This window comes from Streptomyces sp. NPDC102259 (genome assembly GCF_044766465.1).
In the GTDB taxonomy this organism is placed as follows: Bacteria; Actinomycetota; Actinomycetes; order Streptomycetales; family Streptomycetaceae; genus Streptomyces.
This window is the reverse complement of record NZ_JBIWMA010000022.1, coordinates 1-26,677: the sequence shown is the minus strand read 5'-3', so window position 1 is coordinate 26,677 and position 26,677 is coordinate 1. Positions and strand designations below refer to the sequence as shown.

The following is a 26,677-nucleotide window of genomic DNA, read 5'->3' as shown; positions in this document are numbered from 1 at the left end:
GCCGGCGTTCAGCCTGCGCCGCCTCCCGGCAGGTCCCGTCGACCGGGTCCCGCCACCCGTCGGTGCAGCCGGTCGCCGCCCGCCAGGATCGCCGCCGCCAGCGCGTCCGCGGCGCCCTGGGCCGAGGGGCGTCTGCGTCCGTGCACCAGTACGAAGTCGACCTGCCCCAGTTCCGGCAGTCCGGCGCGTTCCGGGATCCGCACCAGGCCGGGCGGGATCAGGCCTCGCGAGTGGGCCATCACGCCCAGGCCGGCCCGGGCCGCAGCGATGAGGCCGTTGAGGCTGCCGCTCGTGCAGACGATCCGCCAGGCCCGCCCCTGCCGCTCCAGCGCTTCCAGGGCCAGGGCGCGGGTGATGCCAGGGGGCGGGAACACGATGAGCGGGACCGGACGGTCGGCGTCCAGCCGTAGCCGCTCCGCGCCGATCCACACCAGCCCGTCGTGCCACACCAGCTCCCCCCGCGGATCCTCGGGGCGTCTCTTGGCCAGCACCAGGTCCAGTTTCCCGGCGGCGAGTTGCTCGTGCAGGGTGCCCGACAGTTCCACCGTCAGCTCGAGGTCGACCTCGGGATGGTCGTAGCGGAAGCCTTCCAGGATCTCTGGCAGCCGGGTCAGCACGAAGTCCTCGGAGGCGCCGAAACGCAGTCGGCCGCGCAGCCGGGTGCCGGTGAAGAACGCCGAGGCCTGCTCGTGGACGTCCAGGAGCCGACGCGCGAACCCGAGCATCGCCTCGCCGTCCTCCGTCAGCTCCACGGAGTGCGTGTCCCGGGTGAACAGCGCCCGCCCGGTCGCGTCCTCGAGGCGTCGTACGTGCTGGCTGACCGTGGACTGACGTAGCCCGAGCCGCCGCGCGGCCTGCGTGAAGCTCAGGGTCTGGGCGACGGCGAGGAAAGTACGCAGGTGGGAGGGCTCGTACACGCCCGCCACAGTAGCCTCTCCGCAGTTTGTCATCGCGATACGTGATGACAGTGAGAGCGGTATACCGGATTCCCGATCACGATCCGGAGGAGGACGATGGGGAGGGGCTCTCGGAGCCCGGACGCCAGCCCATCGAACAGCACGTGGAGCACCGTGAAACGCCTGCACTGGCCGAGTTGGATGCCGGTCGACCCCTACATCCTGCTGTTGCTCGGCACCGTCGGGTTCGCGGCGCTGCTCCCGGCGCGCGGTGCCGCCGCCGACGTGGCCTCGGGCGCTTCGACGGCCGCGATCGCGTTCCTCTTCTTCCTCTACGGCGCCCGGCTCTCCACCCGTGAGGCACTGGACGGGCTGAAGCACTGGCGGCTCCACGTGACCGTCCTGGCCTGTACCTTCCTGGTCTTTCCGCTGCTGGGCCTGGCCGCGCGGGGCCTCGTCCCGGTGTTCCTGACTCACCCGCTCTACCAGGGGCTGCTCTTCCTCGCTCTCGTGCCGTCGACGATTCAGTCGTCGATCGCCTTCACCTCCATCGCCCGGGGCAACGTGCCCGCCGCGATCTGTGCGGGCTCCTTCTCCTCGCTGGTCGGCATCGTCGTCACCCCGCTGCTCGCGGCAGCCCTGCTCGGCAGCAGCGGCGGCGGCTTTTCCGCGGACTCGCTGGTCGAGATCGTGGTGCAGCTGCTCGTGCCGTTCCTCGCGGGTCAGCTGTTGCGCCGGTGGATCGGCGGGTTCGTCACCCGGCACAAGAAGGTGCTCCGGCTCGTCGACAGGGGCTCGATCCTCCTGGTCGTCTACACGGCGTTCAGCGAGGGCATGGTCCAGGGCATCTGGCACCAGGTCAGCGCCGTACGGCTGGGTGGGCTGCTCATCGTCGAGGCCGTTCTGCTCGCCGTGATGCTCGTCCTGACCTGGTACGGCGGGAAGGCTCTGCGGTTCAACCGCGAGGATCGCATCGCCATCCAGTTCGCGGGCTCCAAGAAGTCCCTCGCTTCCGGGCTGCCGATGGCGAGCGTTCTGTTCGGCGCGCATGCGTCCCTGGCGGTGCTGCCGCTGATGCTCTTCCATCAGATGCAGCTGATGGTGTGTGCCGTCATCGCCAAACGCCGAGCGAAGGACCCGCTGGAGGCGTCGCGGGGACCTGTCGACGAGAGGACAGCGGCTGCGGCGTGAGATCGTCGCCGGTCGCCGGGTTGCCCGTGCACAGTCGGCGGCCGCCTGTAGACAGTCGACGGCGGTCCGCCGAGTGGTCGCGGGGTGACGGTATGCAATGTGCGGTCGACCGCATCCGGGCTTCCGTCGATCTCCGACTCACGGCACCAAGACGACCTTGCCTGAATTGGCCCGTGACTCGATCGTCGCGTGCGCCTCGGCCGCGTCCTCCAGGGCGAACTTCCTTTGCACGGCCGGCTTCAGTGTCCCGTCCTCGAAGAGGTGCCACAGCTCTCGGCGCCATCGCTCGTACAAACCCGGCTTCCCACGCGCGATGTGGGCCATCTGGAAGCCGATCACGGATTTGGCGCCCACCAGCAGGTCGTACGCCCGGATCGTCCCGCCGCCGGAGCTGTACGCCACGAGGCGTCCGCCGGGTGCGAGCGCCGCCATGCAGGGCGTGAGCAGCTCGCCGCCGACCGCGTCGAGGGCGTAGTCGGCGCGGACGCCCCAGTCGTCCTGGTCGTAGGTGATGACGTCGTCGGCGCCCAGTGCCCTCACGAAGGCGGACTTCGCGGGGTCGGACACGGCGCCCACGACGCGGGTCGCGCCGCGCGTTCGTGCGAGCTGTACGGCGAGGTGCCCGACCCCGCTTGCCGCGGCGGTGACAAGGGCCGCCTCGCCGGGTTCGGGCCGCGCGGCGGTGAGGGCGCCCAGCGCGACCAGGCCGCTGCGCACCAGGGCCACCGCGTCGACCGCGTCGGCGTGGCCTGGGACGGGGGAGGCCATGGCCTCGTGCAGGAGTGCGAAGTCGGCGTAGCCGTGGCCGAAACACAGGCCGGTCACGCGCTCGCCGACCCGGAAGCGGGTGACTCCCTCCCCCACGGCCACGATCTCCCCGGCGATCTCGCCCCCGAGGGGAATCGGTTCCGCGGCCTCCGTGACCTTGCGGACAACGGGGAGGGTGACGCCGATCGCCTCGCAGCGCACGAGGAGGTCGTCGAGGCCCGGTTCGGGGGCAGGCGCCTCCTCCAGGAACAGGGGGCCGCCGGTGCGGTCGTATCGGACGCGGCGCATTGCACCTCCAGAACTCGTTGGGAGTCCCAACGGTATCGGCAAGTTCGTTGGGGCGTCCAATGAATAATCGATAGGGTGCGGCCATGTCCGAAGCGCCCCTCTCCGCCATTCGCTCGCTGCCCAGCTGGCTCCTGGGCCGGGCCGCCGCCCGTGGTCGTGCCCTGGTGGCCGAAGCCCTCTCCGTCGAGGGCATCAAGATGTGGCACCACGTGGTGCTTTCCGCCGTCCGTGACCTCGGCCCCGTCGCCCAGGCCGACCTGGGCCGCAGCGTCGGACTCGACCCCAAGGACCTGGTCGGCGTTCTCAACGACCTCCAGTCCGCGGGACTCGCCGTGCGCGAACCGGATCCGAACGACCGCCGGAAGAACGCGGTGTCCCTCACCGGGGAGGGGCAACGGCTGCTCCGGCGCTGCGAGAAGTCCGCCCGGGAGGCGAACGAGGTACTCCTCGCCCCGCTCTCCGCCGCCGAACGCGACCACTTCATGAGCATGTTGATCCGGATTTCCGGTACGGAGGGCTGACGGCGGATAACGTTCCGTCATGACCGCAGCTCTCCCACTCGTCCCCGCGCGCAGCGCCCTCGTCCTCGTCGACCTGATGGACCGCATCGTCGCGTTGCCCCTGGAGCCCCACAAGGGAACCGAAGTACTGACTGCCGCGGAGGAGTTGACGGCGGCGTTCCGCTCGGCCGGCGCGCTCGTCGTCCTCGTCCGCGTCGAGCGTCCCGGCGTCGCCGAGCAGCCGCCCGGCAGCGGATTGGTCCAAGGGCTCTACCAGGACGGTGACTTGGAGATCGTCAAGCGGACCATCGGCGCGTTCCAGGGGACCGGCCTGGACGATCGGCTCCGCGAACACGGCGTGACGACCCTTGTGTTCGGCGGTATCGCCACCAACCTCGGCGTCGAGTCCACCGCCCGTGCCGCCGGCGACCTCGGCTACGACCTGGTCTTCGTCGAGGACGCGATGTCCGCGCTCACCCGGGCCGAACACGAGGCTTCGGTGAGGCTGGACTTCCCCCGACTCGGGACCGTGACCCGCGTGAGCGACGTGCGATTCACGAGCGGCTGAGGCGGGGCCCCTGCGGCGCAGGGGGCGCTCCCCGCCGGTCGGGGCCCCGCCGCCGTGCCGCGGGGAACCGGGTCAGCCCTGGGCGGCCGCGGTCCGCAGGGTGATGCGGTCCTCACCCGCGTACACGTTCATGGAGCTGCCCCGCAGGAAGCCCACCAGCGTCAGCCCGGTCTCCACGGCCAGATCCACGGCCAGGGAGGAGGGCGCCGAGACCGCCGCGAGCATCGGGATGCCCGCCATCACGGCTTTCTGCGCCAGTTCGAACGAGGCCCGGCCCGACACCAGCAGAATCGTCCGCGACAGGGGCAGCTCCCCGTTCTGGAGGGCACGGCCGACCAGCTTGTCGACCGCGTTGTGCCGTCCCACGTCCTCACGGACGTCCAGCAGCTCGCCGTCCTCGGAGAACAGGGCCGCCGCGTGGAGCCCCCCGGTCCGGTCGAAGACCCGCTGGGCCGCGCGAAGCCGGTCGGGGAGGCTCGCGAGCAGTTCGGGTTCGATCCGGAGCGGGGGAGTGTCGGCGATGGGCCAGCGTGCCGTCGTGCGGACCGCGTCCAGGCTCGCTTTGCCGCACAGGCCGCAGGAGGAGGTGGTGTAGACGTTCCGCTCGAGGGTGATGTCGGGCATCTTCACGTCGGGGGCCGTCCGGACGTCCACCACGTTGTAGGTGTTGGACCCGTCGACGGTCGCGCCCGCACAGTAGACGATATTCAGTAGATCGGATGCGGCGGCCAGTACCCCTTCGCTGACCAGGAAGCCGGCCGCCAGCGCGAAGTCGTCACCGGGTGTGCGCATGGTGATGGCCAGCGGCTTGCCGTTGAGCCGGATCTCCAGGGGCTCCTCGGCGACCAGGGTGTCCGGCCGGGCCGAGACCACCCCGTCCCTGATGCGGACCACCTTGCGTCGTTCGGTGACTCGTCCCATGTCGTGATCAGCCCCGGTTCTGTACGTGCTGGTAGCCGAAGCGGCCCTTGATGCAGAGATTCCCGTGGGTCACGGGGTTGTCGTGCGGTGACGTGACCTTCACGATCTCATTGTCCTGCACATGGAGCGTGAGGTTGCAGCCCACCCCGCAGTAAGCGCATACGGTCGTGGTCTGCGTCTGTGCCGATTCGTCCCAGTTCCCGGCCGCTCGCCGGTCGTACTCGGACTTGAACGACAGCGCTCCGGTCGGACACACCTCGATGCAGTTTCCGCAGTACACGCACGCCGAGTCGGTGAGCGGAGCGTCGTGCTCGACGGCGATCCGGGCATCGAAACCACGCCCCGACACGGAGATCGCGAAGGTGTTCTGCCACTGGTCACCGCAGGCGTCCACGCACTTGTAGCAGAGGATGCACTTGTCGTAATCGCGTACATACAGATCGTTGTCGATCTTCGGTTCCTCGTTCAGCCGGGCCGCGTCGGGGCCGAAACGATCCGGCTTCGCGTCGTACTCCTTGATCCATTCCGCAACCATGGGTGTCGTGGAAAGGTCGACCGAGGAAGCGAGCAGCTCGAGAACGATCTTGCGGCTGTGCCGGGCACGCTCGGTGTCGGTGCGGATCTCCATGCCGGGCTCCGCCCCGCGCGAGCACGCCGGCACCAGGGTCCGGGAGCCCTCGACCTCCACGACGCAGACCCGGCAGGCGTTCTTCGGGGTGAGCGTGTCGCCCTGGCACAGGGTCGGCACGTCCTTGCCGGCGGCCCGGCAGGCATCGAGGATCGTCGATCCCTCGGGCGCCCTGGCCTCCTGCCCGTCGATCGTGAACTCCACCAGCCGACGCGGCACTCCCAGCGGTATCGCGGTCATACGGCGGATCCTGTGCGGACGGTCACGGTCATTCGTACGCCCCCAGACGGTCGATGGCGGATTCCACGGCGTTCCACGCGGTCTGGCCCAGTCCGCAGATCGAGGCGTCCCGCATGGCGCGGCCGACCTCGCGCAGCAGGGCGATGTCGTCGGCGGCGTCGGCGCCGGTCCGTTCCACGATCCGGCGCAGTGCCTCCTCCTGCCGCACGGTCCCGACCCGGCAGGGCACGCACTGCCCGCACGACTCGTCCCGGAAGAACTCGGCGATGCGCAACAGCAGCCGGGGCATCGGCACGGTGTCGTCGAAGGCCATCACCACGCCCGAACCGAGCGTCGTGCCCGCGGCCCGGGTGCCCTCGAAAGTCAGCGGGACGTCCAGTTCGTCGGGCCGTACGAAGCCGCCGGCCGCGCCGCCGAGCAGTACGGCGCGCAGGCCTCCGCCGACCCCGGCGAGGGCGAGGAGTTCGCCCAGCGTCGTGCCGAAGGGGAGTTCGTACACCCCGGGTCGGTCGACGGTCCCGGACACGCAGAACAGCTTGGGCCCGGTGGACCCGGACGTGCCGATCGCCGCGTAGGCCGGTGCGCCCATGGTGAGGATCGGCAGGACGTTGACCAGCGTCTCCACGTTGTTCTCGACCGTCGGCTTGCCGAACAGGCCCTTCTCCACGGGAAACGGCGGCTTCGAGCGAGGCTCGCCCCGGTACCCCTCGATGGAGTTGAACAGGGCCGTCTCCTCGCCGCAGATGTACGCGCCGGCGCCTCGTCGGATCTCGATGTCGAAGGCGTAGCCCTGACCGAGGACGTCGTCGCCGAGGAGACCGCGAGCGCGTGCACGGTCGACCGCATATTGCATACGGTGGACGGCGCGCGGATACTCGCCGCGGAGGTACAGATGTCCCTGGTGCGCGCCGACCGCATACGCCGCCACCGTCATCGCCTCCACCAGCGCGTACGGGTCGCCCTCCATGAGTACGCGGTCCTTGAAGGTGCCCGGCTCGGACTCGTCCGCGTTGCACACCAGGTAGTGCGGATGGTCGGGCTGGGACGCCGCGGCCTGCCACTTGCGGCCGGTGGGGAAGGCGGCGCCGCCACGCCCGAGCAGACCGGAGTCGGTGACCTCGCGGATGACCCCGGCGGGACCGAGCGCGAAGGCGCGGCGCAGGGCCGTGTAGCCGCCGTGAGCGCGGTAGTCGTCGAGCGACGACGGGTCGACCACGCCGACCCGGTTCAGCAGGATCAGCGATCGGTCCCCGGCCTGGGGTACCGCGCTCGCCGCCGGCCGTTCCTCGGGCGCCGAGTCGGGGGCGCTCGCGGCGAGAACGGCCGCCTCGACGCTCGTCGGCGCCGACACCGCCGTACGCACCGGATCACCCGCCTTCACCGCGAGCGCGGCCGGGGCGCGCTCGCACAGGCCGAGGCAGGGGCTGCGCTCGACGGCCACCCCGCTGCCCGGGCCCAGGCGTGACTCGATCCCGGCGCACAGGGCGGGGGCGCCCGCGGCGGCGCAGGCGAGGTCCGTGCACACGTGGAGCACGGTGGCCGGCCGTGGCTCGACCGAGAACATCGCGTAGAAGGTGGCGACGCCGTAGGCCTCCGCCGGGGGCACGGTCAGGCGGCGGCACAGGTAGCCGAGTGCGCCCTCGCTGATCCAGCCGATGCGGTCGTTGATCGCGTGCAGCCCCGGCAGCAGCAGGTCGCGGCGGTCCCGGGCCTCGCGTCCGCCCCGTGCCCACCGCAGGTCCGCGCCAAAACGGTCGGCGCCCTCCCACGAGGAATCCGGTGGGCCGAACAGGGCGTCCACGGCGGCCCGTTCGTCGTCCGTCGGTTCGCTGTCGCCGAAGTGCAGGTCCACGACGTCACCTCACGTAGGTCGGGGCCGGGAGCTTCTCGATCCGGATCGCCGATGCCTTGAACTCCGCTGTCCCCGCGATCGGGCAGTTCGCCTCGATCGTCAGCTGGTTGGTGTCCACCTCGTCGGGAAAGTGCATGGTCATGAAGGCGAGCCCGGGGCGCAGGGCGGTGTCGATCCACACCGGCGCGACCACGGATCCGCGCCGTGAGCTCACCCGCACCTCCTCGCCGACGACGATCCCGTAGTGCTCCGCGTCCTCCGGGCACAGCTCGACGTACTCGCCGCGACGCAATGGAGAGGCGTAACTCCCGCTCTGCACACCGGTGTTGTAGGAGTCGAGTCGTCGCCCGGTCGTCAGCCGGATCGGGTACTCCTCGTCCGTGAGGTCGACCGGCGGGTCGTGCTGGACGAGCCCGAACGGTGCCCGCCTGCCACGCCGTTGCGGCTCCTTCTCCCACAACCTGCCGTGCAGATAGGAGGGTTCGAGGTCCTCGGTGCTCGGGCAGGGCCACTGGATGCCCTGGTGCGTCGCGAGCCGGTCGTACGTCATCCCGTGGTGCTGCGGTGACACCGACCTGAGTTCGTTCCACACGGCCTCGGCGTCCGCGTACTTCCATTCGTGGCCGAGCCGCGTCGCCAGGTCGCAGAGGATGTCGATGTCCTCGCGCGCCTCGCCGGGCGGCAACACGGCGCGCCGCACCCGCTGAACTCGCCTTTCGCTGTTGGTCGTTGTCCCGTCGGTCTCCGCCCAGCCGGCCGTGGCGGGCAGCACCACGTCCGCCAGCTCGGCGGTCCTGGTGAGGAAGATGTCCTGCACGACGAGGAAGTCGAGGGACCGCATACGGCGTACGGCCTGCTCGCTGTCCGCCTCCGACTGGGCGGGGTTCTCGCCGATGCAGTAGACGGCCTTCAGCGAGCCCTCCTCCATCGCCTCGAACATCTCCGTGAGGTTCAGTCCGTAGTGCGGCTGGATGACGGTGTCCCAGGCCGACTCGAACCGCAGCCGGGCATCGGGGTCGAGGATGTCCTGGAACCCGGGGAGGCGGTTGGGGATCGCGCCCATGTCGCCGCCGCCCTGGACGTTGTTCTGCCCGCGCAGGGGCTGGAGGCCGGAACCGTAGCGGCCCACGTGCCCGGTCAGCAGCGAGAGATTGATGAGCGCGCGCACGTTGTCCGTGCCGTTGTGGTGTTCGGTGATGCCCAGGGTCCAGCACAGTTGGGCACGCTCGGCGCGGGCGTAGGCATGCGCCAACTCCCTTATGGCGACGGCCGGTACGCCCGTCACCTTTTCCGCCAGGGAAAGCGTCCAGGGCTCCACGAGCGCCTTGTACGCCTCGAAGTCGCTGGTCGCCCGTTCCGTGAATGCCTCGTTGGCGAGGCCCACGTGGATGATCTCGCGGCCGATCGCGTGCGCCATCGGGATGTCCGTGCCGACGTTGAGGCCGAGCCAGCTGTCCGCCCACTCGGCGGTGGACGTCCGGCGCGGGTCGACCGCGTACAGGCGAGCGCCGTTCCTGACCCCCTTCAGCACGTGCTGGAAGAAGATCGGATGCGCGAAACGCGCGTTTGACCCCCACATCACGATGACGTCGGTGTGCTCGATCTCCTCGTACGACGACGTCCCGCCGCCGGAGCCGAAGGCGGCCGACAGGCCGGCGACGCTCGGCGCGTGACAGGTCCGGTTGCACGAGTCGACGTTGTTGGTGCCCATGACGACCCGGGCGAACTTCTGCGCCACGTAGTTCATCTCGTTGGTGGCGCGGGCGCAGGAGAACATGCCGAACGCACCACGGTTGCGCTGGAGTCCCTGAGCGGTGCGCGCCAGCGCCTCGTCCCAACTCGCCTCACGAAAGGGCTCGTCGCGGGAGTCCCTGACGAGCGGTCGGGTGAGCCGGGTGTAGGTCTTCGGAGTCCGGTCGCGTTTCCTCATACGTGCTCCCCCAGCGATCATGCGGCGCTCCTCAGCGCGAGCAGGCCCGAGATGGCGTGCACGGTGCGCAGGGTGGGCACGTCCACGCCGGTGATCTCCGCCAACTCGACGACGGCCGCCAGGAGTACGTCGAGTTCGAGCGGCTTGCCACGCTCCAGGTCCTGGAGCGTGGAGGTGCGGTGGTCGCCGACCTTCTCCGCGCCCGCGAGCCGACGCTCGATGGAGACGCCCACCTCGCAGCCCAGGACCTCGGCGACCGCGAGCGTCTCGCGCATCATCGTCTCGATGACCTGGCGGGTGCCGCCGTGCAGACACATCTGCCGCATGGTGGCGCGGGCCAGCGCGCTGATCGGATTGAAGGAGATGTTGCCCAGCAGCTTGAGCCAGATGTCGTTGCGCAGGGCCGGTTCCACCGGGCATTTCAGCCCACCGGCCCGCATGGCCTCGCTGAAGTCCAGACAGCGGGTCGAGACACTGCGGTCGGGCTCGCCGACGGAGAACCGGGTGCCTTCCAAGTGCCGTACGACGCCAGGCCCTTCGAGCTCGGTGGCCGCGTAGACCACACAGCCGACGGCCCGTTCGGGCGCGAGCACCGCACTGACCGCGCCGTGCGGGTCCACACTCTCGACACGCAGTCCGTCGTAGGGGCCGTCGTGGCGGTGGAAGTACCACCAGGGGATGCCGTTCTGGGCGGCTACCACCGCGGTGGAGTCGTGCAGCAGAGGCTCGATCAGCGGCCCGCACGCCGCGTACGAGTGGGCCTTGAGGCCCAGGAACACGAAGTCGACCGGGCCGATCTCGCCCGGGTCGTCGGTGGCGTGGGCGCGGGCGGTGAAATCGCCGCGCGGACTGAGCACCCGCACCCCGTCCCGCCTCATGGCCGCGAGATGCGGTCCACGGGCGACGAGATGCACGTCGGCGCCGGCGCGGTGCAGCGCCGCACCGACGTAGGCGCCGATCGCACCGGCGCCGAGGACTGCGACTTTCATTGCGAGGGAGCTCCGTCCGGTCGAGGGTACCGAGGAACTGTCGAATCCTGTCGACGAAATATTGTCTACAGTATGGAGGTTGGAGCGGCAAGAGTGCGCGCAGCGTCCGACGGAGTTCCACGCAAGCCGAGGGAGGGGCGCCGAACCGACGGCGACCCGGGAACGGCCTTGGAAGCGGTTACGGAAACCGGTCGGTCCGACCGTTCGGCGCATCCTGGATACCGTTCACCGCATACTGTCGACGCGCCGCCTTTTCAACGCCCGCGCCGGTTCCTACCGTCCAGGACTCATGAGTCCCCCTGTCGCACCGGCCGGATGGAGCCGCTGGCTCGTCCCCCCTGCCGCTCTCTCGGTCCATCTCTCCATCGGCCAGGCCTACGCGTGGTCCGTGTTCAAGCCGCCGCTCGAATCCGCGCTCGGTCTCAGCGGTACCGAGAGCGCGCTCCCGTTCCAGCTCGCCATCGTCATGCTCGGCCTTTCCGCCGCGTTCGGCGGCACGCTGGTCGAGCGCAACGGGCCGCGTTGGGCGATGACCGTCGCCCTGATCTGCTTCTCGTCCGGATTCCTGATCTCCGCGCTCGGGGCCGCCACCGAGCAGTACTGGCTGATCGTCCTCGGCTACGGCTTCGTCGGTGGAATCGGCCTCGGAATCGGTTACATCTCACCCGTCTCCACATTGATCAAGTGGTTCCCGGACCGGCCCGGCATGGCCACCGGCATCGCCATCATGGGCTTCGGCGGCGGCGCGCTCATCGCGTCGCCCTGGTCGGCGCAGATGCTGGAGTCGTTCGGATCCGACAGCTCCGGCATCGCCCTCGCGTTTCTCGTGCACGGGCTTTCGTATGCGGTATTCATGACGCTGGGCGTCCTGCTGGTGCGGGTACCGCGCAGCACGCAGCCGGTCGCGGGCGGGCCCAGCGCCGTAGAGGGCGTGCAGGTCTCGGCGAGCAGGGCGGTGCGCACTCCGCAGTTCTGGTGTCTGTGGGTCGTGCTCTGCATGAACGTGACCGCGGGCATAGGCATCCTGGAGAAGGCCGCCCCGATGATCACGGACTTCTTCGCCGACACCTCCACCCCGGTCTCGGTGTCCGCGGCCGCGGGCTTCGTCGCCCTGCTGTCCGCGGCGAACATGGCGGGCCGGATCGGTTGGTCGTCGACCTCCGACCTGATCGGACGCAAGAACATCTACCGGGTGTACCTGGGCGTCGGCGCCCTGATGTACGCCTTCATCGCGTTGATCGGCGACTCGTCGAAGCCCCTGTTCGTGCTGTGCGCGCTGGTGATCCTCTCCTTCTACGGCGGCGGCTTCGCGACGATCCCCGCGTATCTCAAGGACCTGTTCGGCGCCTACCAGGTCGGCGCGATCCACGGGCGGCTGCTCACCGCCTGGTCCACCGCCGGCGTGCTCGGTCCGCTGATCGTCAACTGGATCGCCGACCGGCAGGAGGACGCCGGAAAGCACGGCTCGTCCCTGTACACCCTGTCCCTGTTCATCATGATCGGGCTGCTGGCCGTCGGCTTCGTCGCCAATGAACTCGTCCGGCCGGTCCACGCCCGCCACCACCACGTCCCCGCCCAGAGGGAGGCCGCTGATGTCGAACGACAGCAGCCCGAGTCCGCAGCCTGACAGGCGGCCGTTGATCGCCTTCGCCTGGCTGTGGGTGGGGGCACCGCTCGCCTACGGGCTGTACGAGCTGGTACAGAAGGCGACGCAGCTGTTCACCAAGTAACCGGGTAGCGGTGTTTCTCGGGGGGCTGGTGTTCGGCGGGTAGGCGTTCGGCGGCTGCTCGGGCGTCCGAGAGCTATGGGGAAGCCGACAACCCGGGAACCGGTTTCCTGTCGCTTCACGCGCCCTCGTACCCGCGAGTCACTGATCAGACTGGTGGATCCCGCTACCCAAGGCAACGAGGGGACCCCCCAATGAACGGCTCGCGCATCGCCGCCGTCGGCCACTACCAGCCCGCCAAGGTGCTCACCAACGAGGATCTGGCGGGCCTGGTCGACACCAGTGACGAGTGGATCAGGAGCCGGGTGGGCATCCGCACGCGTCACATCGCCGGCCCCGACGAGCCCGTGGACGAGCTGGCCGCGCACGCCGCCGCCAAGGCGCTTGCGGCGGCCGGCCTCGCGCCGAGCGACATCGACCTGGTGCTGGTCGCGACCTCCACGGCCGTCGACCGTTCGCCGAACATGGCCGCCCGGGTCGCCGCCCGCCTCGGCATCCCGCAGCCGGCCGCCATGGACGTCAACGTCGTCTGCGCCGGTTTCACCCACGCGCTGGCCACCGCCGACCACACCCTCCGCGCGGGCGCCGCGACCCGTGCTCTGGTCATCGGCGCCGACAAGATGTCCGAGGTGACCGACTGGAGCGACCGCACGACCTGCGTGCTCGTGGGCGACGGAGCGGGCGCCGCCGTGATCGAGGCCTGTCCCGACGGCGTGGAGCCCGGCATCTCACCGGTGCTGTGGGGCTCACTGCCCGAGATGGGGCACGCGGTGCGCATCGAGGGGCAGCCGGCACGGTTCGCGCAGGAGGGGCAGAGCGTCTACCGCTGGGCCACCACCCAGTTGCCACCGCTGGCGCGCCAGGCCTGCGAGCGGGCCGGCCTCACCCCCGCGGACCTCGCCGCCGTCGTCCTGCACCAGGCGAACCTGCGCATCATCGAACCCCTCGCGCAGAAGATCGGCGCCGTCAACGCGGTGGTCGCGCGGGACGTCACCGAATCGGGTAACACCTCCGCCGCCAGCATCCCGCTCGCCTTCTCCAAGCTCGTCGAGCAGGGCGCCGTCTCCACGGGGGACCCGGTACTGCTGTTCGGGTTCGGCGGCAATCTGTCGTACGCGGGACAGGTCGTCCGCTGCCCGTGAGCGGGGGCGGGGCGCGGCCGCGGGTGGATTTCTGCGGGTGGGGCGCGGCGTAGTGTGACGCGATCGACTGTGCCCGGCTCTGGCTACTGTGCGCCGTAGACTGTAGACGAAAGACAATCGATACTCGGCTGTAGACAGTCGATCGGCTGCGGACAGCCGAGGACGTCAATCGATATGTGGCTTTCCGGTTGCAGTTGCCCGGTGTTGCCCAGGAGGGGGACCGACCGATGTTGTCGACAGGACTGCCGCAGGGCGCGGTGCCCAAACTCGAACGCCCCGGACCGCTGCGCGACCGCGTCTATGAGGCCCTGCTCGAACTCATCACCACCCGCGCCCTCCAGCCCGGCCAGCATCTCGTGGAGAGCGAACTCGCCACGCACCTCGGTGTCTCACGGCAGCCGGTGCGCGAGGCGCTCCAGCGGCTGAACACCGAGGGCTGGGTGGACCTCAGGCCCGCCCAGGGCGCGTTCGTGCATGAGCCGACCGAGGACGAGGCCGACCAACTCCTCACCGTGCGCACGCTGTTGGAGGCGGAGGCCGCGCGGCTCGCGGCAGCGCACGCGGACAAGGCCGGCATCGAGGCCCTGGACGAGATCCTGGCCCAGGGCATGCTGGCCGTGGCTCGTGACGACGTGGACAAAGCGGTCGCCCTGAACGCCCGCTTTCACGCCAAGGTCATCGAGCTCGCGGGCAACACGGTGCTCGCCGAGCTCGCGGCCCAGGTGGACCGTCGGGTGCGCTGGTACTACACGCCGATCGCCCGGCAGCGCGGCCACAAGTCCTGGATCGAGCACCGCGACCTGATCGCCGCGATCGCCGCCCACGACGAGCAGTTGGCCACCCGGCTGATGCGTGAACACACCGAGCACACCCGGCGCTCGTACCACGACCGCCCCAAGTCCTGAACCCACTCGGTATAGGCGTCTCACCGGGCCTCGATCGGTTTCAGGTGCGTCGGTTCCGCTCTTTGTCCTGTGAGTGGAGAAAGTTGACGGCAATCCGTGCACAGCTTCTTCCCAGGTTCGGCAGGCGCTGCTACGTTCCCTTCGAAAGCCCGACACTGGTGGCCGAACCGAGGCGGGGAGGGGCTCGTGAGACGTATGACGGCGCGACCCGCGAACGCTCACCAGGCCCGTCTGCTCAAGCTGTTGCGGGACGGCGGCCCCAACTCCCGTGCCCAACTGGGTGATCGGATCGACCTGTCACGGTCCAAGCTGGCCGTGGAGGTGGACCGGCTCCTGGAGACGGGGTTGGTCGTGGCCGACGGACTCGCCGCCTCGCGCGGCGGCCGCCGTTCCCACAACGTCAGGCTCAACCCGGGGTTGCGCTTCCTAGGCGTCGACATCGGCGCGACCTCGGTCGACGTCGCCGTCACCAACGCCGAACTGGAGACCCTCGGACACCTCAACCAGCCCCTCGACGTACGTGAGGGTCCGGTCGCGGTCTTCGAACAAGTCCTGTCCATGGCCGCGAAGTTGAGGGCGACGGGACTCGCCGAGGGCTTCGACGGCGCCGGCATCGGCGTACCCGGTCCGGTTCGTTTCCCCGAAGGCGTGCCGGTGGCGCCGCCGATCATGCCCGGCTGGGACGGCTTCCCCGTGCGGGAGGCGCTCAGTCAGGACCTGGGCTGCCCGGTGATGGTCGACAACGACGTGAACCTCATGGCGATGGGGGAGCAGCACGCGGGCGTGGCCCGCACCGTCGCCGACTTCCTCTGCGTCAAGATCGGCACCGGGATCGGCTGCGGCATCGTCGTCGGCGGCCATGTGTACCGCGGTACGACCGGCAGTGCGGGCGACATCGGGCATATCCAGGCCGTGCCCGACGGCCGTCCGTGCGCCTGTGGCAACCGGGGTTGCCTGGAGGCCTACTTCAGCGGCGCGGCCCTGGCCCGCGACGCGGTGGAGGCGGCCCAGCAGGGCCTCTCGGCGGAACTCGCGGCACGGCTGGCGACGAACGGCGGCCTCACCGCCGTCGATGTCGCCGCCGCGGCCGCCGCGGGCGACGCCACCTCCCTGGAGATGATCCGCGAGGGCGGCAACCGGGTCGGCCAGGTCATCGCCGGACTCGTCTCGTTCTTCAACCCCGGCCTGGTGGTGATCGGCGGCGGGGTGACCGGCCTCGGTCACACCCTGCTCGCCGCGATCCGCACCCAGGTGTACCGCCAGTCGCTGCCGCTGGCGACCGGCAACCTACCCATCGTGCTGGGGGAGTTGGGCCCCACCGCCGGTGTCATCGGCGCGGCCCGACTGATCAGCGACCACCTTTTCTCACCCGCGTAAGCCGCAGTCCGACACGGTCTCACCCGCACAGCGTGTCGCTCCGCCCTGCCCAGCTCCGCCTTGCCCCGCGCCGCCCTGTCTCCTCCTGCTCCGCCTCGTCCTGCTCCTCCCCGTTCTGCTCTGCCCTGAGAACACGACTTGTTCTGCCCTGACTCCGGCCCGCACGTCCGCCGAGGGGAACCCACATGGCAACAGCACCACCCCTGCTCAGCATGTCCGGCATCACCAAGTCCTTCCCCGGAGTACGGGCGTTGGACGGAGTCGACCTCGCCGTCCAGGCCGGTGAGGTGCACTGCCTGCTCGGCCAGAACGGCGCCGGGAAGTCCACCCTCATCAAGGTCCTGGCCGGCGCCCACCAACCCGACGACGGTGTCATCCGCTGGCAGGGCGACCCCGTCACCCTGCGCTCCCCGATCGCCGCCATGCGCCTCGGCATCGCCACCATCTACCAGGAACTCGACCTGGTGGAGCACTTGTCGGTGGCCGAGAACGTCCACCTGGGACATGAACCCACCACCGCCGGATTCGTCGTACGAGGCAAAGTGGCGCGTGCCGCAACGTGCGCTCTGCTGAAACGACTTGGGCACGCTGAGATCGAACCTGCGCGGCTGGTCGGGGAGTTGTCGGCGGCGCAGCGGCAGATCGTCTCCATGGCGCGGGCGCTCTCCCACGATGTGCGGCTGATCGTGATGGACGAACCGTCGGCCGCGCTCGACCCCGACGAGGTCGACAACCTGTTCCGCATCGTCGGCGACCTGACCGCCGACGGCGTGGCCGTCGTCTACATCTCGCACCGGCTGGAGGAGATCCGCCGCATCGGTGACCGCGTGACCGTGCTGAAGGACGGCCGCGCGGTGGCGGGTGGGCTCCCGGCGAAGACGACGCCGACCCGCGAGGTCGTCGCGTTGATGACGGGACGCAACGTCGAGTACGTCTTCCCCCCGCGCCCGGGTGACGTGGTCGCGGCCACGGACGGCGTCGGGGGCGTGGCCGACGCCGGGCCCGCGAGCGGGACGCCGGTGCTGGAAGTGCGCGGGCTCGCCAGACCGGGTGAGTTCGCGTCCCTCGACCTGACCGTACGGCCCGGAGAGATCGTCGGGCTCGCCGGACTGGTCGGCTCGGGGCGCTCGGAGATCCTGGAGACGATCTACGGGGCGCGCAAGCCGAGCGCCGGTCAAGTTCTCGTCGACGGACGGCCGTTGCGTCCCGGCAACGTGCGGGCGGCCGTGCGGGCAGGCCTCGGGCTCGCCCCCGAGGAACGCAAGGCGCAGGCCCTGCTGATGCTGGAGTCCGTCACCCGCAACGTCTCCGTCTCTTCGATGTCCCGTTTCTCGCGCGGGGGTTGGATCGACCGGCGGGCCGAGCGGGACGCGGCGCGGGCCGCGACGCGTGAGCTGTCGCTGCGCCCCGACAATCCGTCCGTCCCCGTGCGCACGCTGTCCGGCGGCAATCAGCAGAAGGCGGTCCTGGCCCGCTGGCTGCTGCGTGGCTGCCGCGTCCTGCTCCTCGACGAGCCGACGCGCGGTGTCGACGTCGGCGCCCGCGCCGAACTGTATGCAGTCGTCCGTCGACTGGCTGACGAAGGCCTCGCCGTGCTGCTGGTCTCCAGTGAGGTGCCCGAGGTGCTAGGCCTCGCCGACCGCGTGCTGGTGCTCCGCGAAGGCCGCGTCGTCCACACGGCGCCGGCTCGTGAGCTGGACGAACACCGCGTACTCGATCTCGTCATGGAAGGAAGCCCGGCGTCATGACGCAGCCCGTCTCCCCACCGCGGGACAGCACCGACAAGGTGCCGCAGATCCCGCGCCCCGCCTGGCGCACCGTATGGGCCCGCGCCGACATCCGTACCCTCTCCCTGCTCGGTGTGCTCGCCGCGCTCATAGTGATCGGCGGAATCACCAAACCGGACGAGTTCCTCGACACCCGCAACCTGCAACTCGTCCTCACCCAGGGGTCCGTGATCGGCGTCGTCACCGTCGGCATGACCTTCGTCATCACCTCCGGGGGCATCGACCTCTCGGTCGGTGCGATCGTCGCGCTGGCCTCGGTGTGGGCGACCACGGTCGCCACCCAGGAATACGGTTTCGCGGGCATCCTCTTCACGGCGATGATCGTCGGAGTGGGCTGTGGCCTGGTCAACGGTCTGCTCGTCGCGTACGGGGGGATGGTGCCGTTCATCGCGACGCTCGCCATGCTGGCCTCCGCCCGCGGACTGGCCCTGCAGATCACGGACGGCCGGACGCAGATCGTGACCGTGGACGGCGTTCTCGACCTGGGCGAGCGCGACGCGTACGTGCTCGGGGTCCCGCCGCTCGTGATCGTCTTCGCGATCGTGACGGTCATCGGCTGGTTGGTGCTCAACCGCACCACGTTCGGTCGCCGCACGGTGGCCGTCGGCGGCAACGCGGAGGCCGCCCGGCTCGCCGGCATCGACGTACGCCGCCAGCGGCTGTACCTCTACCTTTTGTCCGGCCTGTGCTGCGGCATCGCGGCCTTCCTGCTGATCATCCTGTCCGGCTCGGGTCAGAACACCAACGGCAACCTCTATGAACTCGACGCCATCGCGGCCGCGATCATCGGCGGCACGCTGCTCACCGGGGGGCGTGGCACCATCACCGGCTCCGTGCTGGGCGTACTGATCTTCACCACGATCACCAACATCTTCGCCCTGAACAACCTGCAGAGCGACGTCCAGCAGATCGCCAAGGGCGCGATCATCGTCGCCGCCGTGCTGGTCCAGCGCCGTACCGCGAGCACGACCTGAGGAAAGGGTTCACCGCCATGCCAGAGCCGACACCGTTCACGAACCGCTTCACCAGTCGTAGAGGAATGCTCTTCGGGGCCGCCGCCGTCTCGGCCGGAACTTTCCTCGCAGGTTGCACCAGCAACGACTCCAAGGACGAGGAGCCGGCCGCGAACGACCAGCCCGCCGCCGACGACAAGCCCGGTAAGCAGGTCACCATCGGCTTCGCCGGACCGCAGGCCGACCACGGCTGGCTCAACGCCATCAACGACAACGCCGAGAAGCGCGCGAAGAAGTACTCCGACGTGACGCTGGAGATCACCGAGGGCTCCAACGACACCGCCCAGCAGATCGGCCAGATCGAGACCCTCATCAACAAGAAGGTCGACGTCCTGGTAGTGCTGCCCGCCGACGGCAAGGCACTCACCCAGGTCGGCCTGAAGGCCATGCGTGCGGGCATCCCCGTCGTCAACCTGGACCGGATCTTCAACACACCGCAGGCGTACCGCTGTTGGGTCGGTGGCGACAACTACGGGATGGGTCTCAGCGCTGGGCACTACATCGGGGAGAAGCTCAAGGGCAAGTCCGGCGCCCGTGTGATCGAGCTCGCCGGCCTGGACAACCTGGAGCTCACCAAACAGCGCACCCAGGGCTTCGACGACGCCCTGAAGAACTACCCCGACATCAAGAAGGTCGCCCGTCAGGCCGCTGAGTTCACGGTCGAGTCGGGGCAGGCCAAGATGGCTCAACTGCTCCAGGCTCAGCCGAAGTTCGACGCGCTGTGGAACCACGACGACGACCAGGGCGTGGGTGCGCTGCGCGCCATCGAGCAGGCTGGACGTGACGACTTCCTGATGGTCGGCGGCGCGGGCGCCCTCGCCGCCTTCCAGGCGATCAAGCAGGACGACGGAGTCCTGAAAGCAACCGTTCTCTACCCGCCGACCATGGCCGCCTCCGCCATCGATCTGGCCCGTGCGCTCGGCCAGGGCAAGGGTGTCGGTGGTCTCGCCGAGTACGAGATCCCCGCCTCGATCACCCTCTACTCGGCGGTCGTCGACAAGACCAACGTCGACCAGTACATGTCCACCGGCTTCAAGTAGGGCGTGCCTTGTCCGGGGGACGGGCGCACGCCATCCGGTTCGGCCACGGGGAAACGGACCCTCGGCTATCGGCTATCGGCTATCGGATGCGGGATACGAAGTACGGGACGAAGTGCGGGATACGGGCGACTGCGCAGCGGCCGTCAGGCTCTGTGCGCCGGGTGCTCTGCCGAGTGGCCTGAACCGCGGGCGTGGGGCAGGGGCCACCGACTTCCGGCACGCTCGCCCCGGCTCCGTACGGCGCGCTGTCGCAGCCGTCGGCTCCAGGTCCAGGCATCCACCGGTCCTGGCGGTGTCACTGCCCGATGGGTCGCATCCGCCCATCGACCAGGAAGGCCCGCCTCCGACGAGCCTCCGTGCCCGAGCGAGCCCCGTCCGCGCCGAACCCGCACGCCGGGCGGGATCTGCCCCGTCCGGCGGCACCAGCTCCCCCTGGGCGTCCGCCGGACGGCCCGGGCTCTCGTGCCCGACGGCGTCCCACCCCCCACCGTGCCACGACGACGAGGAGGACAACCGTATGGAACAGCCGCAGCAGTCAGCGGGACCGGAGGCGGGCAAGCAGCCGCTCCGGGTGGGGATGGTCGGCTACGCGTTCATGGGCGCCGCCCACTCCCAGGGCTGGCGCACCGCGGGCCGCGTCTTCGATCTTCCCCGCCGTCCGGTCCTCGCCGTGATCTGCGGCCGTGACCCCTCCGCCGTGCGGGCGGCGGCCGACCGGCACGGCTGGGCGGCGACCGAGACCGACTGGCGTGCCCTGATCGCCCGGGACGACGTCGACCTCGTCGACATCTGCACCCCCGGCGACTCCCACGCCGAGATCGCCGTGGCGGCGCTGGCCGCGGGGAAGCACGTCCTCTGCGAGAAGCCCCTCGCCAACACCGTGGAGGAGGCCGAGACCATGACCCGCGCGGCCGAAGCCGCTCACGCACGGGGTCAGGTGGCGATGGTGGGTTTCAACTACCGCAGGGTCCCGGCCACCGCCCTGGCCCGGCGGATGGTCGCCGAGGGCCGGCTGGGCACGCTGCGCCACGTTCGCGTGACGTACCTTCAGGACTGGTTGGTCGACCCCGAGTTCCCGTTGACCTGGCGACTGCGCAGGGAGCTGGCCGGTTCCGGCTCGCTCGGCGACCTCGGCGCGCACATCGTGGACCTCGCTCAACACCTGGCGGGGGAACGGCTCGCGGGAGTCTCCGCGATCACCGAGACGTTCGTACGGCAGCGGCCGCTGCCCGGTGGCCCGACGAGCGGCCTGAGCGCGGCCGCCGCCGGCGGCACCGGCACGGTCACCGTGGACGACGCCGCCCTGTTCACCGGTCGCTTCACCTCCGGCGCGCTCGCATCCTTCGAGGCGACCCGGTTCGCCACCGGACGGAAGAACGCCCTGCGACTCGAACTCAACGGTGAACGCGGCTCGTTGGCCTTCGATCTGGAACGCCTCAACGAACTCTGGTTCCACGACGCCACCGAACCCGACACGCACGCCGGCTTTCGCCGCATCCTCGTCACCGAACCCGACCACCCCTATCTGAACGCCTGGTGGCCGCCGGGCCACGGGCTCGGCTACGAGCACACCTTCGTCCACCAGGCCCGCGACCTGGTGCACGCCGTCGCCGAGGGCAGCCGCCCCGAACCCTCCTTCGCCGACGGACTCCAGGTCCAGCGCGTCCTGGCGGCGGTCGAGGAGAGCGCCGAGAAGAACTCCGTCTACACCCCGATAGCGGACTGAGGACCAAGGAGGGCCTGGAGCATGCCGCGTACGTTCACACTCTTCACCGGCCAATGGGCCGACCTGCCCCTGGAGGAGGTCTGCCGCCTCGCCCGCGACTTCGGGTACGACGGGCTCGAACTCGCCTGCTGGGGCGACCACTTCGAGGTCGACAAGGCCCTCGCGGACCCCGGATACGTGGCGTCCCGCCACCAACTCCTCGACAAGTACGGGCTGAAGTGCTGGGCCATCTCCAACCACCTGGTGGGGCAGGCGGTCTGTGACGCGATCATCGACGAGCGCCACCAGGCCATCCTGCCCGCCCGCATCTGGGGCGACGGCGAACCGGAGGGCGTTCGGCAGCGGGCCGCCGCCGAGATCGCGGACACCGCCAGGGCCGCGGCCGCCCTCGGCGTCGACACGGTGATCGGTTTCACCGGCTCCGCCATCTGGCATCTGGTCGCCATGTTCCCGCCCGCGCCCGAGTCGATGATCGAGCGGGGCTACGAGGACTTCGCCGAGCGTTGGAATCCGATCCTCGACGTCTTCGACGCGCAGGGAGTGCGGTTCGCGCACGAGGTTCACCCCAGCGAGATCGCATACGACTACTGGACGACCGTACGCACCCTGGATGCGGTCGACCGTCGGCCGGCTTTCGGCCTCAACTTCGACCCGAGCCACTTCGTGTGGCAGGACCTCGACCCGGTCGGTTTCCTGTGGGACTTCCGCGACCGCATCTACCACGTGGACTGCAAGGAGGCCCGCAAGCGTCTGGACGGCCGCAACGGACGCCTCGGCTCCCATCTGCCCTGGGGCGACCCGCGACGCGGATGGGACTTCGTCTCCGCCGGTCACGGCGACGTGCCCTGGGAGGACGTCTTCCGCATGCTGCGCTCCATCGACTACCGGGGCCCGATCTCCGTGGAGTGGGAGGACGCCGGAATGGACCGGCTCCAAGGCGCTCCCGAGGCCCTCACTCACCTCCGGGCCTACGACTTCGAGCCGCCGTCCGCTTCCTTCGACGCGGCGTTCGGCAACTGAGCCCGCCGGCCGGCTGGCCGAACCGAGCTAACCGAGCCCCCCACAGGCTCATCTGACTGCCCGTCCGTCACCGGGATGACGGCGCATCCCGGCGTTCGCGCACCCGCCCGTACAACCAGCCCCACTCTGGAGGCATCCGTGCACGGGAACGACCCCACCACCGGCACCCGCAGAGCCGAGACCCGCAGACGACGTCCATCGCTGCGCAGAGCCGTCGCCCTTCTGAGCGGCGCCCTGCTGGCCGGCGCGTCGCTCACCCTCGCCGCACCCCGGGTCGGCGCAGCCGTCGCCGACCCGGTGGCCGCGGCAGCCGAGGACTTTCAGCAGGTCACCCTCGCCAAGGGCGAGGCTGAGGTAGGCGAGCCCATGTCGCTCGCCGTGCTGCCCGACCGCTCCGTCCTGCACACCTCACGCGACGGCGAACTCCGGCTCACCGACGCCGCAGGCAACACACGACTGGCGGGCAAACTCGACGTGTACTCCCACGACGAGGAAGGCCTCCAAGGCATAGGAGTGGACCCGGAGTTCGCGCAAAACCGCTTCATCTACCTCTACTACGCGCCTCCGTTGAACACTCCGCCGGGCGACGCTCCCGAGACCGGGACGGCTGCCGACTTCGCTCCCTTCGACGGGGTCAACCGTCTCTCCCGTTTCGTGCTCGGGACGGACGGGACGCTCGATGCGTCAAGCGAGACGAAGATCCTCGACGTACCCGCCTCGCGCGGTCTGTGCTGCCACGTCGGCGGCGACATCGACTTCGACGCGGCGGGGAACCTCTACCTGTCCACCGGCGACGACAGCAACCCCTTCCAGTCGGACGGCTTCACGCCCATCGACGCGCGTGACGGCCGCAACCCCGCCTTCGACGCCCGCCGTTCCTCCGGCAATACCAACGACCTGCGCGGCAAGATCCTGCGCATCACGGTCAACGCCGATGGCTCGTACGCCGTCCCGGACGGCAATCTGTTCGCGCCCGGTACGGACAGGACGCGACCCGAGATCTACGCGATGGGCTTCCGCAACCCGTTCCGCTTCAGCGTCGACAAGGCCACCGGCATCCTGTACGTCGGCGACTACGGCCCCGACGCCGGTGCGGCCGACCCCGCCCGGGGGCCGGCCGGGCAGGTCGAGTTCGCACGTGTCACCGGCCCCGGCAATTTCGGGTGGCCTTTCTGCACGGGCGACAATGATCCGTATATCGCATACGATTTCGCGACGGGTGTATCCGGTGCGCCCTTCGACTGCGCGGCCCCGAAGAACACCTCACCGCACAACACCGGCCTCACCGACCTGCCCCCGGCCCAGCCCGCCTGGATCCCGTACGACGGCCCGTCGGTGCCCGAGTTCGGCGACGGTTCCGAGTCCCCGATGGGCGGCCCCGTCTACCACTACGACGCCTCGCTCGATTCGCCGGTGAAGTTCCCGGAAGCGTATGACGGGAACTTCTTCGCAGGGGAGTTCGGGCGACGCTGGATCAAGCGCGTCGTCAGCGACGCGAGCGGCGCGGTGCAGTCGATCAACGCGGTCCCGTGGACCGGCACCCAGGTGATGGACATGGCGTTCGGACCCGACGGGGCGCTGTACGTCCTCGACTACGGCACCGCATGGTTCGGCGGCGACGAGCACTCCGGTCTGTACCGCATCGAGAACGCCACTGACGGCCACTCCCCGGTCGCCCAGGCCGCAGCCGACCGCACCTCGGGACAGGCCCCTCTGAAGGTACGTTTCTCCTCCGCCGGAACGACCGACCAGGACGGGGACGCGCTCACCCACAGCTGGGACTTCGGTGACGGCGGCACCTCGACGGCGGCCAACCCCACGCACAAGTACAAGAGGAACGGCACGTACACCGCGACCCTGACCGCCGAGGACGCGTCCGGCCGTACCGGCAGCTCGAGCGTGCAGATCGTGGTGGGGAACACGGCGCCGAAGGTGGTGCTGGAATCGCCGAAGAACGGTCAGTTGTTCGGTTTCGGTGACGCGATCCCGTTCAAGGTGAAGGTCACCGACCCGGAGGACGGCAGGACGATCGACTGCTCCAAGGTCGAGGTCACGTTCATCCTCGGCCACGACAGTCACGGCCATCCGGTGACCTCGGTAAACGGTTGCACCGGCACCCTGCAGACCAGCGCCGACGGCGGCCACGACGAGGACGCCGACATCTTCGGAGTCCTCGACGCCGAGTACACCGACGGCGGAGGCGGCGGCCAGGCCCCGCTCACCTCGCACGACCAGAACGTCCTTCAGCCCCGCCACCGGCAGGCCGAGCACTTCGGCGACTCGTCCGGCGTCACGGTCATCACCAAGGACACCGCCCACGGCGGCAGGACGGTCGGCGACATCGACGACGGCGACTGGATCTCCTTCACGCCGTACGCCCTCGGCAACGCCGACAAGATCACCGCACGAGTCTCCTCGGGCGGCGCGGGCGGAACGCTGGAGATCCGCGCCGGCTCACCGACCGGCACCCTGCTCGGCAAGGCCACCGTCCCGGTGACCGGCGGCTGGGAGACCTTCCAGGAGATCAGCGCCGACCTGTCCCGTGCCCCGCGAGGTACCACCACGCTCCACCTCGTCTTCAAGGGCGGCTCCGGCGCCCTCTTCGACGTGGACGACTTCACCTTCACGACCGGCTGAGAGGAGGGCACGCGATGCATGCAACTCGCCGACTGGCGACCATGGTTGTAGGTGCGGCGCTGCTCCTCGGCAGTGTGTCGGGCCCGGCCGCCTCGCACTCCGGGAACAACGGGAAACGGGTGCTGGTCTTCTCCAAGACGGCCGGTTTCCGGCACGACTCGATCCCGGACGGCGTCGCCGCGGTGCGGGAGCTCGGCGCCACGAGTGGCTTCGGAGTCGACGCCACCGAAGACGCCGGTGCGTTCACGTCGGGGAACCTGCGGCGCTACGACGCCGTCGTCTTCCTGTCGACGACCGGAGATGTCCTGGACGCCACCCAACAGGCCGCCTTCGAGGGCTACATCCGGCATGGCGGCGGCTATGTCGGGGTCCACGCGGCGGCCGACACCGAGTACGACTGGGAGTTCTACGGCGGCCTCGCCGGAGCCTGGTTCCAGTCGCACCCGGCGATCCAGCCGGCGGCGGTCGACGTCGAGGACCGGGCCCACCCGGCCACCTCGGGACTCGCCCGCACCTGGAACCGCACCGACGAGTGGTACAACTACCGCTCCAACCCGCGTGAGCGGGCCCACGTCCTGGCCTCGCTCGACGAGCAGTCGTACGCGGGCGGCGCCATGAACGGCGACCACCCGATCGCCTGGTGCCAGAACTACCAGGGCGGCCGCGCCTTCTACACCGGGGGCGGTCACACGAAGGAGTCCTACGCGGATCCTGCATTCCGTAGACACCTCCTGGGCGGGATACTGTATGCGGTCGCCGATGTCCAGGCCGACTGTCGACCGGAGAACGGATACCGTCCACTCTTCGACGGCACGTCCCTGGACGGCTGGCAGCAGGCCGGACCCGGCTCCTTCACCCTCTCCGACGACGGCACGCTGACGTCGACGGGCGGAATGGGTCTGCTCTGGCACGCCGGCTGGAGCTTCACGGCGTACTCCGTCAAGCTCGACTGGCGGACCACAACCGCCGGTCCGGGCGACCCCGGTGACGACAACTCCGGTGTGTTCGTGGGCTTCCCGCCCTCGGACGACCCGTGGTCCGCCGTGGACAACGGCTACGAGATCCAGATCGACGCCACCGACGTCCCCGAGAAGACCACCGGTTCGGTCTACGGCTTCCGGTCCGCCGACCTGAAGAAGCGGGACCGCGCGCTGAACCCGCCGGGGGAGTGGAACACGTACGAGATCCGGGTGGAGGGCGAACGTCTGCGCGTCTGGCTCAACGGCGTGAAGATCAACGACTTCACCAACACCGACCCGGCGCGGAGTCTGCGCGACGGACACCTCGGCCTGCAGAACCACGGAGCCGACGACCAGGTGTCCTTCCGTGACGTCCGGATCAAGGAACTGCCCGTCCAGGGCGACTGAACGGCGGCGGGCGGGGGGGGGCCGGGCCCCCCCCCCCCCGGGGGGCGGGGGGGGGGGGGGGGGGGGGGCGGGGGGGGGGGGGGGGGGGGGGGGGGGGGGGGGGGGGGGGGGGGGGGGGGGGGGGGGGGGGGGGGGGGGGGGGGGGGGGGGGGGGGGGGGGGGGGG

General features: G+C 70.0%; 22 protein-coding genes. 15 read left to right on the top strand and 7 right to left on the bottom strand.

Annotated features, from left to right (window positions below; genetic code table 11):
- Nucleotides 1-8 precede the first annotated feature (8 nt).
- The gene (locus ACIRPU_RS34920) at nucleotides 9-917 is read right to left on the bottom strand and encodes a LysR substrate-binding domain-containing protein (RefSeq protein ID WP_385563054.1); all 909 of its coding nucleotides are present in this window, start codon (nucleotides 915-917) and stop codon (nucleotides 9-11) included.
- Between the two features lie 153 nt (nucleotides 918-1,070).
- Here ACIRPU_RS34920 and ACIRPU_RS34915 point away from each other — a divergent pair, with 153 nt between their 5' ends.
- Nucleotides 1,071-2,087, top strand: a complete 1,017-nt coding sequence (locus ACIRPU_RS34915) for a bile acid:sodium symporter family protein (protein WP_403874593.1) — start codon at nucleotides 1,071-1,073, stop codon at nucleotides 2,085-2,087.
- Between the two features lie 138 nt (nucleotides 2,088-2,225).
- Here the strand turns inward: ACIRPU_RS34915 and ACIRPU_RS34910 are convergent, their stop codons facing one another.
- Nucleotides 2,226-3,143: a zinc-binding alcohol dehydrogenase family protein gene (locus tag ACIRPU_RS34910; RefSeq protein ID WP_403874591.1), complete on the bottom strand. Its 918-nt coding sequence runs from the start codon at nucleotides 3,141-3,143 to the stop codon at nucleotides 2,226-2,228.
- An 83-nt stretch (nucleotides 3,144-3,226) separates the two neighbouring features.
- On the opposite strand from ACIRPU_RS34910, the gene ACIRPU_RS34905 reads away from it, so the two are divergent.
- Nucleotides 3,227-3,664 carry a MarR family winged helix-turn-helix transcriptional regulator gene (locus ACIRPU_RS34905; RefSeq protein WP_403874589.1) on the top strand — a complete coding sequence of 146 codons (438 nt, stop codon included), beginning with the start codon at nucleotides 3,227-3,229 and terminating at the stop codon, nucleotides 3,662-3,664.
- Nucleotides 3,665-3,683: 19 nt separating this feature from the next.
- Nucleotides 3,684-4,211: an isochorismatase family protein gene (locus ACIRPU_RS34900; RefSeq protein ID WP_403874587.1), complete on the top strand. Its 528-nt coding sequence runs from the start codon at nucleotides 3,684-3,686 to the stop codon at nucleotides 4,209-4,211.
- A gap of 72 nt (nucleotides 4,212-4,283) precedes the next feature.
- On the opposite strand, the gene fdhD is transcribed toward ACIRPU_RS34900, so the two are convergent.
- The 5 genes from fdhD to ACIRPU_RS34875 are packed head-to-tail and all read right to left on the bottom strand — an operon-like array spanning nucleotide 4,284 to nucleotide 10,771.
- Complete coding sequence (gene fdhD, locus ACIRPU_RS34895) at nucleotides 4,284-5,132, bottom strand: formate dehydrogenase accessory sulfurtransferase FdhD (RefSeq protein ID WP_355705871.1); 849 nt, start codon at nucleotides 5,130-5,132, stop codon at nucleotides 4,284-4,286.
- 7 nt (nucleotides 5,133-5,139) lie between these two features.
- Complete coding sequence (locus tag ACIRPU_RS34890; protein WP_403874584.1) at nucleotides 5,140-6,000, bottom strand: 2Fe-2S iron-sulfur cluster-binding protein; 861 nt, start codon at nucleotides 5,998-6,000, stop codon at nucleotides 5,140-5,142.
- A gap of 28 nt (nucleotides 6,001-6,028) precedes the next feature.
- Nucleotides 6,029-7,852 (bottom strand): NADH-ubiquinone oxidoreductase-F iron-sulfur binding region domain-containing protein, encoded by a 1,824-nt coding sequence (locus ACIRPU_RS34885; protein WP_403874582.1) that lies wholly within the window; start codon nucleotides 7,850-7,852, stop codon nucleotides 6,029-6,031.
- Nucleotides 7,853-7,856: 4 nt separating this feature from the next.
- On the bottom strand, nucleotides 7,857-9,782 hold the full coding sequence (locus ACIRPU_RS34880; protein WP_403874580.1) for a molybdopterin oxidoreductase family protein: 1,926 nt from the start codon (nucleotides 9,780-9,782) through the stop codon (nucleotides 7,857-7,859).
- Nucleotides 9,783-9,799: 17 nt separating this feature from the next.
- Nucleotides 9,800-10,771, bottom strand: coding sequence for a 2-dehydropantoate 2-reductase (locus tag ACIRPU_RS34875; RefSeq protein ID WP_403874578.1), 972 nt, complete (start codon nucleotides 10,769-10,771; stop codon nucleotides 9,800-9,802).
- Nucleotides 10,772-11,060: 289 nt separating this feature from the next.
- On the opposite strand from ACIRPU_RS34875, the gene ACIRPU_RS34870 reads away from it, so the two are divergent.
- The 12 genes from ACIRPU_RS34870 to ACIRPU_RS34815 all read left to right on the top strand — a co-directional run bounded on the left by ACIRPU_RS34870 (nucleotide 11,061) and on the right by ACIRPU_RS34815 (nucleotide 26,512).
- Nucleotides 11,061-12,398, top strand: a complete 1,338-nt coding sequence (locus tag ACIRPU_RS34870; RefSeq protein ID WP_403874576.1) for an OFA family MFS transporter — start codon at nucleotides 11,061-11,063, stop codon at nucleotides 12,396-12,398.
- Entirely contained in the window at nucleotides 12,364-12,501 is a 138-nt protein-coding gene (locus tag ACIRPU_RS34865) for a hypothetical protein (RefSeq protein ID WP_020125643.1), read from the top strand. The genes ACIRPU_RS34870 and ACIRPU_RS34865 overlap by 35 nt, the downstream gene beginning before the upstream one ends.
- Before the next feature lie 191 nt (nucleotides 12,502-12,692).
- Complete coding sequence (locus ACIRPU_RS34860) at nucleotides 12,693-13,640, top strand: beta-ketoacyl-ACP synthase III (protein ID WP_384113361.1); 948 nt, start codon at nucleotides 12,693-12,695, stop codon at nucleotides 13,638-13,640.
- A gap of 227 nt (nucleotides 13,641-13,867) precedes the next feature.
- Nucleotides 13,868-14,545, top strand: coding sequence for a GntR family transcriptional regulator (locus tag ACIRPU_RS34855; RefSeq protein WP_403874573.1), 678 nt, complete (start codon nucleotides 13,868-13,870; stop codon nucleotides 14,543-14,545).
- A gap of 195 nt (nucleotides 14,546-14,740) precedes the next feature.
- Nucleotides 14,741-15,922, top strand: a complete 1,182-nt coding sequence (locus ACIRPU_RS34850) for an ROK family protein (RefSeq protein WP_403874755.1) — start codon at nucleotides 14,741-14,743, stop codon at nucleotides 15,920-15,922.
- 185 nt (nucleotides 15,923-16,107) lie between these two features.
- Nucleotides 16,108-17,670 carry a sugar ABC transporter ATP-binding protein gene (locus tag ACIRPU_RS34845; RefSeq protein WP_403874571.1) on the top strand — a complete coding sequence of 521 codons (1,563 nt, stop codon included), beginning with the start codon at nucleotides 16,108-16,110 and terminating at the stop codon, nucleotides 17,668-17,670.
- Nucleotides 17,667-18,683: an ABC transporter permease gene (locus ACIRPU_RS34840; RefSeq protein WP_403874569.1), complete on the top strand. Its 1,017-nt coding sequence runs from the start codon at nucleotides 17,667-17,669 to the stop codon at nucleotides 18,681-18,683. Before ACIRPU_RS34845 ends, ACIRPU_RS34840 begins: the two co-directional genes overlap by 4 nt.
- A 17-nt stretch (nucleotides 18,684-18,700) precedes the next feature.
- On the top strand, nucleotides 18,701-19,762 hold the full coding sequence (locus tag ACIRPU_RS34835; RefSeq protein ID WP_403874567.1) for a substrate-binding domain-containing protein: 1,062 nt from the start codon (nucleotides 18,701-18,703) through the stop codon (nucleotides 19,760-19,762).
- Nucleotides 19,763-20,279: 517 nt separating this feature from the next.
- The gene (locus tag ACIRPU_RS34830; RefSeq protein WP_403874565.1) at nucleotides 20,280-21,488 is read left to right on the top strand and encodes a Gfo/Idh/MocA family protein; all 1,209 of its coding nucleotides are present in this window, start codon (nucleotides 20,280-20,282) and stop codon (nucleotides 21,486-21,488) included.
- A gap of 21 nt (nucleotides 21,489-21,509) precedes the next feature.
- Nucleotides 21,510-22,508 (top strand): sugar phosphate isomerase/epimerase family protein, encoded by a 999-nt coding sequence (locus tag ACIRPU_RS34825; RefSeq protein ID WP_403874563.1) that lies wholly within the window; start codon nucleotides 21,510-21,512, stop codon nucleotides 22,506-22,508.
- A gap of 138 nt (nucleotides 22,509-22,646) precedes the next feature.
- Complete coding sequence (locus tag ACIRPU_RS34820) at nucleotides 22,647-25,145, top strand: carbohydrate-binding protein (RefSeq protein WP_403874561.1); 2,499 nt, start codon at nucleotides 22,647-22,649, stop codon at nucleotides 25,143-25,145.
- 14 nt (nucleotides 25,146-25,159) lie between these two features.
- Nucleotides 25,160-26,512, top strand: coding sequence for a ThuA domain-containing protein (locus ACIRPU_RS34815; protein WP_403874559.1), 1,353 nt, complete (start codon nucleotides 25,160-25,162; stop codon nucleotides 26,510-26,512).
- Nucleotides 26,513-26,677 lie beyond the last annotated feature (165 nt).

What these genes read in the sequence shown, in the direction of transcription:
- ACIRPU_RS34890 (WP_403874584.1), bottom strand. Translation starts at nt 6,000, where the DNA reads ATGACCGCGATACCGCTGGGAGTGCCGCGTCGGCTGGTGGAGTTCACG.
- ACIRPU_RS34865 (WP_020125643.1), top strand. Translation starts at nt 12,364, where the DNA reads ATGTCGAACGACAGCAGCCCGAGTCCGCAGCCTGACAGGCGGCCGTTG.
- ACIRPU_RS34880 (WP_403874580.1), bottom strand. Translation starts at nt 9,782, where the DNA reads ATGAGGAAACGCGACCGGACTCCGAAGACCTACACCCGGCTCACCCGA.
- ACIRPU_RS34850 (WP_403874755.1), top strand. Translation starts at nt 14,741, where the DNA reads ATGACGGCGCGACCCGCGAACGCTCACCAGGCCCGTCTGCTCAAGCTG.
- ACIRPU_RS34845 (WP_403874571.1), top strand. Translation starts at nt 16,108, where the DNA reads ATGGCAACAGCACCACCCCTGCTCAGCATGTCCGGCATCACCAAGTCC.
- ACIRPU_RS34830 (WP_403874565.1), top strand. Translation starts at nt 20,280, where the DNA reads ATGGAACAGCCGCAGCAGTCAGCGGGACCGGAGGCGGGCAAGCAGCCG.
- ACIRPU_RS34840 (WP_403874569.1), top strand. Translation starts at nt 17,667, where the DNA reads ATGACGCAGCCCGTCTCCCCACCGCGGGACAGCACCGACAAGGTGCCG.
- fdhD (WP_355705871.1), bottom strand. Translation starts at nt 5,132, where the DNA reads ATGGGACGAGTCACCGAACGACGCAAGGTGGTCCGCATCAGGGACGGG.
- ACIRPU_RS34855 (WP_403874573.1), top strand. Translation starts at nt 13,868, where the DNA reads ATGTTGTCGACAGGACTGCCGCAGGGCGCGGTGCCCAAACTCGAACGC.
- ACIRPU_RS34875 (WP_403874578.1), bottom strand. Translation starts at nt 10,771, where the DNA reads ATGAAAGTCGCAGTCCTCGGCGCCGGTGCGATCGGCGCCTACGTCGGT.
- ACIRPU_RS34900 (WP_403874587.1), top strand. Translation starts at nt 3,684, where the DNA reads ATGACCGCAGCTCTCCCACTCGTCCCCGCGCGCAGCGCCCTCGTCCTC.
- ACIRPU_RS34825 (WP_403874563.1), top strand. Translation starts at nt 21,510, where the DNA reads ATGCCGCGTACGTTCACACTCTTCACCGGCCAATGGGCCGACCTGCCC.
- ACIRPU_RS34910 (WP_403874591.1), bottom strand. Translation starts at nt 3,143, where the DNA reads ATGCGCCGCGTCCGATACGACCGCACCGGCGGCCCCCTGTTCCTGGAG.
- ACIRPU_RS34870 (WP_403874576.1), top strand. Translation starts at nt 11,061, where the DNA reads ATGAGTCCCCCTGTCGCACCGGCCGGATGGAGCCGCTGGCTCGTCCCC.
- ACIRPU_RS34905 (WP_403874589.1), top strand. Translation starts at nt 3,227, where the DNA reads ATGTCCGAAGCGCCCCTCTCCGCCATTCGCTCGCTGCCCAGCTGGCTC.
- ACIRPU_RS34860 (WP_384113361.1), top strand. Translation starts at nt 12,693, where the DNA reads ATGAACGGCTCGCGCATCGCCGCCGTCGGCCACTACCAGCCCGCCAAG.
- ACIRPU_RS34835 (WP_403874567.1), top strand. Translation starts at nt 18,701, where the DNA reads ATGCCAGAGCCGACACCGTTCACGAACCGCTTCACCAGTCGTAGAGGA.
- ACIRPU_RS34815 (WP_403874559.1), top strand. Translation starts at nt 25,160, where the DNA reads ATGCATGCAACTCGCCGACTGGCGACCATGGTTGTAGGTGCGGCGCTG.